We start from the raw sequence: 9,345 nt of genomic DNA, 5'->3' as shown, positions 1-9,345 counted from the left end.
GAAACGTCTCCTGCTCCATCCCATAACCGCAACGCCTTTAATCAAAATTCGACAAAAAAAGTCGACTCCCTCTTTTGGGGAGCCGAATCGTATGGCGCTATGAAGTAGAAAGACCAAGAAATTGTTCAATGGCGTGAAAGCCGATATGATCGCCGATATGCTTGCCATAATATGCTTCGTGAATGATCAAATCGGGCCCAATCAAAAAATCCGCGGGCAATTGATTCAAATCTCCGTCCATCTTCGACGGCTGAATGCCTCCCTTAAGCGCATCCGCCATCAATCCGGGATCTTTCATCACCTTAAGCGCGCCGAGCCAGGAACGCTCCACCTCATACTGCCGATAAATGCGTTTCTCCGGATCGGGTATTAACGGAAAGGGCAGCTTCTCTTTGCCGACATGCTCCAGTATCGATTCCTTCGGAGATTGCCAGAAGCTGATCATCTTCAACCCGTTTTCTTCAAATTTGCCATGCTGTCCCACAATTCTTTGCACACGCAAATTGCAGAATGGACAGGAGGAGAATCGATAGAACGAAATCATCAGCTTGCTTCCCTTATACTCTCTCAAATCAATTTTATTGCCGAAAATATCCTCTTTTACGAACAATGGAGCCGTTTGACCTTGCTTTAAAGCCACAGGAATCACTCGCTTTCGAAATGCTTGAACCAACCAGTTGGTATGTGTCGCTCTATGATAAAACCCCTTTCGAGATCTTTTCTAGAGGGATCTCGTTCAGAGGCAGGTTTTATTGCTATTTCAAACGCTTTTCGGAGCTTCATGCCCGGTTGCAGTCACTCATCCAGCCTTGTCGAATAGCTGCACGATATATTGCCTGAACAGCTCCACATTGCGCACAAGCACGCTTCGATCGTTTCTTGCTTTGGCAAGAATAAGCGAGCCCTGATAGATCGAGAGAAAATATTCCGATAGCTGCTGGCTGTCCAGTTCACGGGATGGATGTTCCTCTTGCAGTACCGCTTCCAGAATCTCTTGCAGCGGCTTTGTATTGTTAAGCAATTTCTCGGCGCACAGGGCGCGGAAATCATCGTGAATATCAGACATTTCTTGCGAAATCACCGCGGTCAGGCAGCTGCTTGGCGCTTCGGAATCCTTCGCCAAATCCGCGAAGAAATCGAGATAGGCATGCAGCCTTTCCCAGGCATCGCTAATTTGATTCAGCGCCGCTTTGCCCATCAAATTCATTTGAAGCTTCTCGAAATGATCAATTGCCGCTTTGCCCAGTTCCTCTTTCGACTTGAAATAATGAAAGAAGCTTCCCTTTGTCACTCCGGCTTCCGCGCAAATTTCGTCCACCGTGGTTCCTTGATAGCCCTTCATCATCATAAGCGAAAGCGCTGCTTCAAGAAGCAAGCTTTTCTTCTCGGGTAAGGTTGAACCTGCTAGTGCCAAATTCAGAACACCTCCGTTAATACAAACCAACTAATTGGTATGTTACTCGATGTTTTTCCGATTGTCAATCCGAAATGATTGGTCCTCTGACTTGTCTCCCGATCTGGCGGTAATCCTTCTAATCCAGGTAACGAATGCGATCAAGACAATCGGAGCCACGTAGAAGAGATTGTCAAGAAGAGGCCAGGTCGTATTTACCAATTCTTCCATTTTTGTTTCCTGCGTATAGGTTGTAACGGATAACAGAAAACAAATGCCCGCAACGGGATACGTCAATATTTTATCGTTCCGGAGTTCGAGCGTCTCCGCAAGTACCTTAATGACGATGAGCAGCATGATAGCCGTTTTGAAATAAAAGCCGACAATGAGCGAGAATCCGATGACGGATTCGATGCGCTCGATAATTTCTTGAAGGAAAATCAAACGGGCAAGCTGGAACAAAGAGTATTTCAAGTCCCCCGCCAACGGACCTAACACCATAATGCTGCCGCAAATCGACATCAAAAAGACAATTCCGTTGATTGCCAAAGCCGCAAACATCTGTTTCCCAACTCGGGATCTGTCTGTATTTCTGACGAAGGGCAGAAGTATGGCGAAGACAACAATTTCGGAATAAGGAAATCCATAAGCGATATACGCGGCATGCAGTACAGGCATAATACCGTCAGGCATTACGGGAAAAAGATACTCCGTATGATACAAGTTTCCAACAAGGACGAGCACCAGCACGACAAAGCCGAACATGAAAATAAGCAACAATGCCGCCATCCTCGCCATCACTTCGATGCCTGCCCGCACGGTCAGCGCGATAGTGACGAAAAACATGGCGTTAACCGCATAGGTCGGCGTTTTCTTCAGCATAGTGCTTTTGAAGAAAAAACCGATCTCGATGACGATGCCCGCCACATGCCAGAACATCAAGATGATCATCGGCATTAATAGAAGAAGCGCCAGCCCTTTCCCGAGGGCTGCCCTGCTGTACTCGACAAAAGTCATGGCGGGATAGGAGCGATTCAGATACAAAAGGCACGCCAGCAGACACATTCCCATTCCAAACGAAAGCAGCAATGCGATCCACGCCCCATTGCCCGCGACATTGGTCAGCGGCGATGGAATGATTACAATGGAAGATCCCGTTATGAAAAATAGAAAAAGCATGGATAGCTGTATGGAACTAATATATTCTTTGCTGTTCATCAACATCTCCTCCTCGGATGGCGCTAAGCTTTAAGCCATTGAACAATTCGCGAAGCAGGCTTCGCGAACAGGTCAAAGATGGTATTCAGGTTCGGCCACGGCAATTCCGCGACAAATAACAAACCCAGATACAACAGCGGAAGCCACAGCGCCGCATATACAATCCGTTCCCTGCGAGCCGATTTCTTGAAGCCTCGAATATCCCGCGCCAATAGGAGGATCAGGAGCAAGATTAAGCATAGCAATCTCCCGTTCATTATTGTTCACCCTTCTCTTTGCCAAAAGGCGTTCCTACATTCATTCCCGTATTCAATACCTCGACGTCGACGTTGATATTGAATTGACACTCGGCAAATCTCTTTTCCCATGTTGGCTCCCACTGCTTCCAAAGCTTTGGGTTCTTGCGATAAATTTGATTTCCTATACCAATTCCGTCCAAATGATTTTTTTGCAGAATCGAGAGCGTTCTCTCAAGCTTACCTCTGATCTCTTCCTCAATTTTCTCCTCAAAGGCGTCCAAATTTTTCACCGTCAACAAGGTTGAGCAGCGCAGCTCGCCGACATTTCCCTTCGCAAGAATATCAATGTCGACCGTCACCTTGTCATGCTGAATGCGAGGGGTCAGCTCCGTATGGAATGTAATAACTTCGAATGTTTCCTTATGTTGTGTTTGGGTATCATCCTCCGCATCGCCCATACAACGAAATTCGATCACGCCTTCCTTATAGCGATTATTCAGCATTTGGAAGGTTTCCGTATTCTTGCTGTCAAGCACATAAGCCAATCTTCCATGCTTAATCAGAACAATGCCCGAGATGACGGCCTCCTTCCCTCTTTTGTGAATATAAGGAAGTACGGCAACCTTGGACGCGCTTTTCAATTGAATGGCAAAGTCATATAGGGGAGTCTTTGAAGTTTTGGCCGCATATTGCGCGCCTTGCGTTTCCATCTTTTTGAATTGCTGGCCAATCGTTTCTTCGATGAACGGCTTGATATCCAAATAGCTTGACGCAGGTCCCTCCGAAATTAAAGGAAGCACAGTTCCCCGTGGTTCATGATCTCTTGAAAGATAATCCAGAATTTCGCCGATATCCTGGTCTTTAATCAACTCTTCTCCAAGCAGAATAACCCTCATATGATCCCATTTTGCTTTACGGCCGAAATACATCGGAATGTCCCGCACGGCCTCGAAAAGGGTATCTCCGGTTGTTTGAATGTTAATTCCTTTATGCGAACCGGTCGACGCCCCCGACTTTTCCATTTTGCTGGTCGGATTGTAGAAATGCGTTGTTAACTTGACCTTCCCTTCTTTCCCCTGATCGGCCGCTACTGCTTGAACATAACCGAATTGATCGAGCTCGTAATTATCCCAGCAGCCTGTCATCAGGGAAAGGAGAAGGAAAGACATACAGCATCGCAGAGAAGCATGTTTCTTCATTCTTGGCGTCCCTCCTCGCCGCTCTTGCGCAATTGCCGATTGCCCGGTCGATTCGCTCGCAAATGTCCGGGAACCTCCACGAATGCATCTAACAGCTTATTCCATTGAAACGGAGCGATTGTCGCAAGATACGGCTGCCCCAGAGAACGCAGTGTCGACAAATGAAGGTAGGTTAGCAGCAGGCCTACCATAATGCCAAGTCCGCCGAAGGTCGCGGCTAGCAGCATCAGCGGAAATCGAAGAATCCGTATCGTAATGGACATGTTGTATTGCGGAAAAGCGAATGAAGCAATACCGGTCAAAGCTACGACAATGACCATAACGGGAGAGGCGATCTGCGATTGAATAGCGGCCTGACCGATAACAAGCGCGCCTACGATACTGACCGCCGTGCCGATCGGCCGAGGCAAACGAATTCCCGCTTCTCTCAATAGCTCAAAGAAGAATTCCATGATGAACGCTTCCAGCAATGCAGGGAACGGAATACCTTCCCGGGTCTTCAAAATCGCCAGCAGCAACACAGTCGGAATCAATTCGGAGTGAAAGGTTGACAATGCGATATAAGTGCTCGGCAGTATGAATGCGATAACAAGTGCGGTCATGCGAAGGATTCGAATCAGCGAAAAATAAACCGGACGGAAATAATAATCATCGCTGGCGGTGAAAAACTCCATAAAGTGAACCGGGCAGATTAAGACAGACGGGCTTCCGTCTACCATAATGATGATTTTGCCGTTCAATAGCGAAAGTACAGCGGTGTCAGGCCGCTCCGTATACCGAACCTGCGGAAATGGCGAAAATCGGGACTCTCCGATCCATGACTCCAGATAGGAAGGATCGATAATCTCCTCTTTCTCCAAGCCTGCTATCCGTTTCTTGAAAGCAGCCAGCGCATCTGGTTCGACAGCGCCTTCCAAATACCCGAAGGAAACCTTTCTGCGGCTCTCTTCTCCGGCTATAAAAAATTCAAATTTAAGCCTGGATGTTTTCAATAAATTTCTAATAACGCCAATGTTGCGATCCAGGCTCTCAATCATGCTCACATGGGGACCTTGAATACTTGGCTCCGTAATCGGCTCGGAGGCTTGTCTTTGCTCGATATCGATTGCAGAATAAGCCAGTGCTTTATCCATATTATGAAAGAAAAGGACTACCTTTCCTTCCAAAACGAATTGGGCAGCCTTATCCAGCGATTCAGTCATCTCTGAGGATGGAGAAGAAAAGAGGTTGTTCTCATAAAAATGATTTTTATCCTTTTTTGATGGAACTTCTTCATGTATGATTTTCTGAAGCATGGCTTTGAATTCAGTCTTCGCTTTCGGATTGGACAGCGTGCCGAAATAAACATAGAAAGCCTGCTGCCCGCTCTCTAATCCATATTTCCATGAATCCATAATAAAATCGTCGCATCCGGCAAATTTCGATTTAAAATACTCGAGGTTATCCTCCAAGTTCAAAGAGATTGACAAGCCGGTTTGCTCACTGATATCAGTTGTAGGAACCTTCATGATACTCTCCTCCGCAGATGAATATAATGGCAATTGTATTCTTTCCGCAATTTGGGATAATCATGCGTGCGCTTTCCCGCCTGTCCCTCTATAATGAAAGGTACATACGGAAAGCGAGGTTATACATATGTCTATTATCGATTTCGGCATAGTCGGAAGAGGCTGGAGAGCCGACTTCTATCTCAGAATCGCGAAGGCGCTTCCTGACCGCTTCAAAGTCCGGGCAATGCTTGTTCGCGACGCGGAGCGCGGCAGGGAAATCGAGGAAGAATGGGGCGTGAAGACTTATCGCGATATGAACGCTTTCGCCTCTAGCGGAACGTTTGCGTTCGCGGTCGTGTCCGTTCCCTGGGAAGCTGCGCCGGAATGCATATTGGAGCTGGCTAGAAGAGGGATCGGCGTGTTGACGGAAACCCCTCCCGCCAAGGATATTCCCGGTATGATCGCCTTGCATGAGTCTCTGCGGAAGCTTCAAGGACGCGTGCAAGTGGCCGAGCAATATTTGTTCCAGCCTATGCACGCCGCACGCATTGCTTTCGTAAAATCGGGCAAGCTGGGTGTTGTGTCTCAGGTTCAAGCATCGACCGCTCACGGCTATCATGGCATTAGCTTAATTCGGCAGTTACTCGGAATCGGCTATGAGAATGCCGTCATTCGCGGACAGAGATTCACCACGCCGATTGTGAAAGGTCCGGGACGATACGGTCCGCCAGAGCGCGAAGAAATCGGCGATTCCGTGCAGGACATTGTCACGCTGCGGTTCGGGGACAGACTTGCGCTGTTTGACTTTACCGGAGATCAGTATCATTCGTGGATTCGCAGCAACCGAGTCCTGATTCGAGGAAACCGCGGCGAAGTGACCGATACGGCATACCGGTATTTGCGCGATTTCCGGACGCCCGCATATGGCGAATTTCGAAGAATCGATACCGGACATAACGGCAATCTCGAAGGCTATTATCATACAGGCATTATGGCGAACGAGGAATGGGCGTACAGGAATCCGTTCGTGCCTGGACGTCTGTCGGACGACGAAATCGCGATTGCGACGAGTCTGATAAAGATGGCGGATTATATGCGAGGCGGGCCGGATTGCTACAGCTTGGAGGATGCCATGCAGGATCATTACCTATCGATTATGATGCAAGAGGCAATAGCATCCGGCAAGGAGCTGACCACAACAACACAGCCCTGGGCGCCCTAGTTCGTACGGACTTGCTCCTCCCCCTCAAAATCGCATAAAGCTTGCTGCCTTCAACTCGGTGGAAGCGAGCCCCTGCCGGGGGGAGCAAACGGCGTCAGTTTTGAATAAAAATCCGGAAGAAACTGATAAAATAATTGTTCAGTCGGCAACAATTGGCGCTCTGTGGGGCTAATGATGCTAATCGTTCGAATTAAATTCGAATTGGCCAGAGGAACTTTCACCGTTGATTGCGGAATGCTGTGAACCAGAGTAACCTCGGGCATTAACGCTGTCCCCAGACCAGCGGAAACCAGTCCCTTCAGAGCATCGATGTCGTCGCCCTCGAACGCGATATGCGGCGAAAAACCGAGATCCAGACATGCTTTAATGACAATTTCTCGAAAGGCATAGCCATTGGGCAACGTTACAAACGAATCATTTTTCAATTCACTGAGCCGGATTTGCTCACGATGGGCAAGCGGATGCTCAACAGGCAAGAGGGCCACAATATTTTCCGTGAACAGCACCTTCTTCTTAAACTTTCTCTCGTCCTCCATTAACGAAGGAATCATAGCCAGATTGAATTCGCCATTCACGACTCCATCGATTAGATCGCGATACAGCGCTTGCTTCATCTGAAACTTCGCTTCAGGATATAGTTTTCGAAAAGCGAATATCGCTGCGGGCACAACGTAAGCGGCCAAACTGATCGGAAACGCGATACGAACCGTTCCTTTCTCCGGCTCCAGATGCTCCTTTAATTCTCTTCTCGCTTCTTCTATTACACCCATTGCTTGTTCCATTCGTTCCAGAAACAGCCTCCCTATCGGTGTCAGCTTCACTCTTCTGCCTTCCCGAACAAATAAATCAACTCCCAATTCGCTTTCCAGATTGGACAACTGTCTGCTTACCGAAGATTGTGCGACATGCAAGGAAACAGCGGCATCTGTAACATGCTCTCTCTTCGCGACCTCCATGAAATATCTCACTTGTCTAAGCTCCATCTCTTCCATCCCTTCATGCGCAAAACGCATTAATATTATAGTAATTGAATATTGAAGCGATTATTTATTAAATTATAGAATTAAATTCATGATGAATAAAGTGATTGAGCAGGCTTTTCCAATCGGAATCTGAAGGAGCGTACACATGCTGGTACTCAAGGAAGCTGAGCAAACGAATAAACGGGAGGCCGAAAGCTACGTCAACGAGTTATTCCAAACGGTAGTAAATCGGAATCCTCATGAATACGAATTTCATCAAGCAGTCAAGGAAGTGTTCAACTCTTTGATTCCCGTTCTCGCCAATAAACCGGAATATATCAAGCATGCCATTCTGGAAAGAATCGTTGAACCCGATCGCATGATTTCCTTCCGTATCCCGTGGCAGGATGATACGGGACGCATTAGAGTCAATCGCGGATTTCGGGTCCAATTTAATAACGCAATCGGCCCTTATAAAGGCGGTCTTCGGTTCCATCCTTCCGTTAACGCCAGTATCGTCAAGTTTTTAGGCTTCGAGCAAATTTTCAAAAACGCATTGACAGGACAGTCGATTGGCGGCGGAAAGGGCGGTTCCGATTTTGATCCAAAAGGAAAATCGGATTTTGAAATCATGCGTTTCTGTCAAAGCTTCATGACGGAGCTCTGCAAGCATATTGGCCCGAATACCGATGTGCCTGCCGGCGACATCGGCGTTGGCGCAAGAGAAATCGGCTATCTGTTCGGACAATACAAAAAGCTCTCCGGCGCTTATGAAGCCGGCGTATTGACGGGAAAAGGAATCGGCTACGGAGGAAGTCTGGCGCGTACGGAAGCAACCGGTTACGGCACGGTTTACTTTGTAGATCAGATGCTTAAAAGTGCCGGATATACGTTCCATGGCAGTACGGTTGTCGTATCAGGATCCGGGAATGTATCCATCTACGCCATGGAGAAAGCGATTCAATTAGGAGCAAAAGTCATTGCCTGCAGTGATTCCAGCGGCTATCTATATGATGAACAGGGCATCAATCTCGCAACCATCAAACGCTTGAAGGAAGTTGAAAACAGAAGATGCTCGGATTATACGCTTGAGCATCCCGGAGCCGTCTATGCGGAGGGATGCAGCGGCATATGGTCTATCCCTTGTGATATTGCTCTTCCTTGTGCGACGCAAAATGAAATGGATAAAGAAGCTGCTGAATGTCTCCTTCGAAATGGCGTAAGAGCGGTGGGAGAAGGCGCCAATATGCCATGCACACTCGAGGCAATCGATGTCTTTCTAGACAATCAGGTGCTGTTCGCTCCTGCAAAAGCGGCTAATGCAGGAGGCGTGTCCGTCTCCGCCCTGGAAATGGCGCAAAATAGCGCGCGCCAAGCTTGGACGATGGAGGAGGTAGACGCCAGACTGCAAGTCATTATGGGGAAAATTTATGAGGAAAGCATCCGGGCTTCCGAGCTATACGGCAGGCCTGGCAATCTGGTTGTCGGAGCTAATATTGCCGGATTCATTAAAGTAGCTGATGCCATGATTGCACAAGGCATCTGATTAGGCTGGCAAAAATCCAGAAAAAGACGCATGCCCTTCCACTTCAATCGTGGTTTGGCATGCGTCTTTTTTTCTT

General features: G+C 47.8%; 9 protein-coding genes. 2 read left to right on the top strand and 7 right to left on the bottom strand.

Features of this window, described 5'->3' with window-relative positions; all coding sequences use genetic code 11:
* Positions 1-97: 97 nt before the first annotated feature.
* The 6 genes from HFP08_RS22400 to HFP08_RS22375 all read right to left on the bottom strand — a co-directional run bounded on the left by HFP08_RS22400 (position 98) and on the right by HFP08_RS22375 (position 5,557).
* Positions 98-640, bottom strand: coding sequence for a peroxiredoxin-like family protein (locus HFP08_RS22400; RefSeq protein WP_168122853.1), 543 nt, complete (start codon positions 638-640; stop codon positions 98-100).
* Positions 641-799: 159 nt separating this feature from the next.
* Positions 800-1,414, bottom strand: coding sequence for a TetR/AcrR family transcriptional regulator (locus HFP08_RS22395; protein WP_168122852.1), 615 nt, complete (start codon positions 1,412-1,414; stop codon positions 800-802).
* A 42-nt stretch (positions 1,415-1,456) separates the two neighbouring features.
* Complete coding sequence (locus HFP08_RS22390) at positions 1,457-2,611, bottom strand: GerAB/ArcD/ProY family transporter (protein ID WP_168122851.1); 1,155 nt, start codon at positions 2,609-2,611, stop codon at positions 1,457-1,459.
* A 23-nt stretch (positions 2,612-2,634) separates the two neighbouring features.
* Complete coding sequence (locus HFP08_RS22385; protein WP_168122850.1) at positions 2,635-2,868, bottom strand: hypothetical protein; 234 nt, start codon at positions 2,866-2,868, stop codon at positions 2,635-2,637.
* A complete protein-coding gene (locus HFP08_RS22380) occupies positions 2,868-4,049 on the bottom strand; it encodes a Ger(x)C family spore germination protein (protein ID WP_168122849.1) in 1,182 nt (393 codons plus the stop codon). The genes HFP08_RS22385 and HFP08_RS22380 overlap by 1 nt, the downstream gene beginning before the upstream one ends.
* Positions 4,046-5,557, bottom strand: a complete 1,512-nt coding sequence (locus HFP08_RS22375; protein ID WP_168122848.1) for a spore germination protein — start codon at positions 5,555-5,557, stop codon at positions 4,046-4,048. The genes HFP08_RS22380 and HFP08_RS22375 overlap by 4 nt, the downstream gene beginning before the upstream one ends.
* Positions 5,558-5,684: 127 nt before the next feature.
* On the opposite strand from HFP08_RS22375, the gene HFP08_RS22370 reads away from it, so the two are divergent.
* A complete protein-coding gene (locus HFP08_RS22370) occupies positions 5,685-6,761 on the top strand; it encodes a Gfo/Idh/MocA family protein (RefSeq protein WP_168122847.1) in 1,077 nt (358 codons plus the stop codon).
* 50 nt (positions 6,762-6,811) lie between these two features.
* On the opposite strand, the gene gltC is transcribed toward HFP08_RS22370, so the two are convergent.
* On the bottom strand, positions 6,812-7,744 hold the full coding sequence (gene gltC / locus HFP08_RS22365) for a glutamate biosynthesis transcriptional regulator GltC (protein WP_168122846.1): 933 nt from the start codon (positions 7,742-7,744) through the stop codon (positions 6,812-6,814).
* A gap of 145 nt (positions 7,745-7,889) precedes the next feature.
* Between gltC and gdhA the strand changes: the two genes are divergently transcribed.
* Positions 7,890-9,269 (top strand): NADP-specific glutamate dehydrogenase, encoded by a 1,380-nt coding sequence (gene gdhA, locus HFP08_RS22360; protein WP_168122845.1) that lies wholly within the window; start codon positions 7,890-7,892, stop codon positions 9,267-9,269.
* Positions 9,270-9,345 lie beyond the last annotated feature (76 nt).

Source organism: Paenibacillus sp. HB172176 (assembly GCF_011947265.1).
GTDB lineage: Bacteria > Bacillota > Bacilli > Paenibacillales > Paenibacillaceae > Pristimantibacillus.
This window is presented reverse-complemented; position numbering and strand designations above follow the sequence as displayed.

Coding starts and splice junctions, on each gene's coding strand:
- HFP08_RS22390 (WP_168122851.1), bottom strand. CDS start 2,611: ATGAACAGCAAAGAATATATTAGTTCCATACAGCTATCCATGCTTTTT.
- HFP08_RS22385 (WP_168122850.1), bottom strand. CDS start 2,868: ATGAACGGGAGATTGCTATGCTTAATCTTGCTCCTGATCCTCCTATTG.
- HFP08_RS22380 (WP_168122849.1), bottom strand. CDS start 4,049: ATGAAGAAACATGCTTCTCTGCGATGCTGTATGTCTTTCCTTCTCCTT.
- HFP08_RS22375 (WP_168122848.1), bottom strand. CDS start 5,557: ATGAAGGTTCCTACAACTGATATCAGTGAGCAAACCGGCTTGTCAATC.
- HFP08_RS22370 (WP_168122847.1), top strand. CDS start 5,685: ATGTCTATTATCGATTTCGGCATAGTCGGAAGAGGCTGGAGAGCCGAC.
- gltC (WP_168122846.1), bottom strand. CDS start 7,744: ATGGAGCTTAGACAAGTGAGATATTTCATGGAGGTCGCGAAGAGAGAG.
- gdhA (WP_168122845.1), top strand. CDS start 7,890: ATGCTGGTACTCAAGGAAGCTGAGCAAACGAATAAACGGGAGGCCGAA.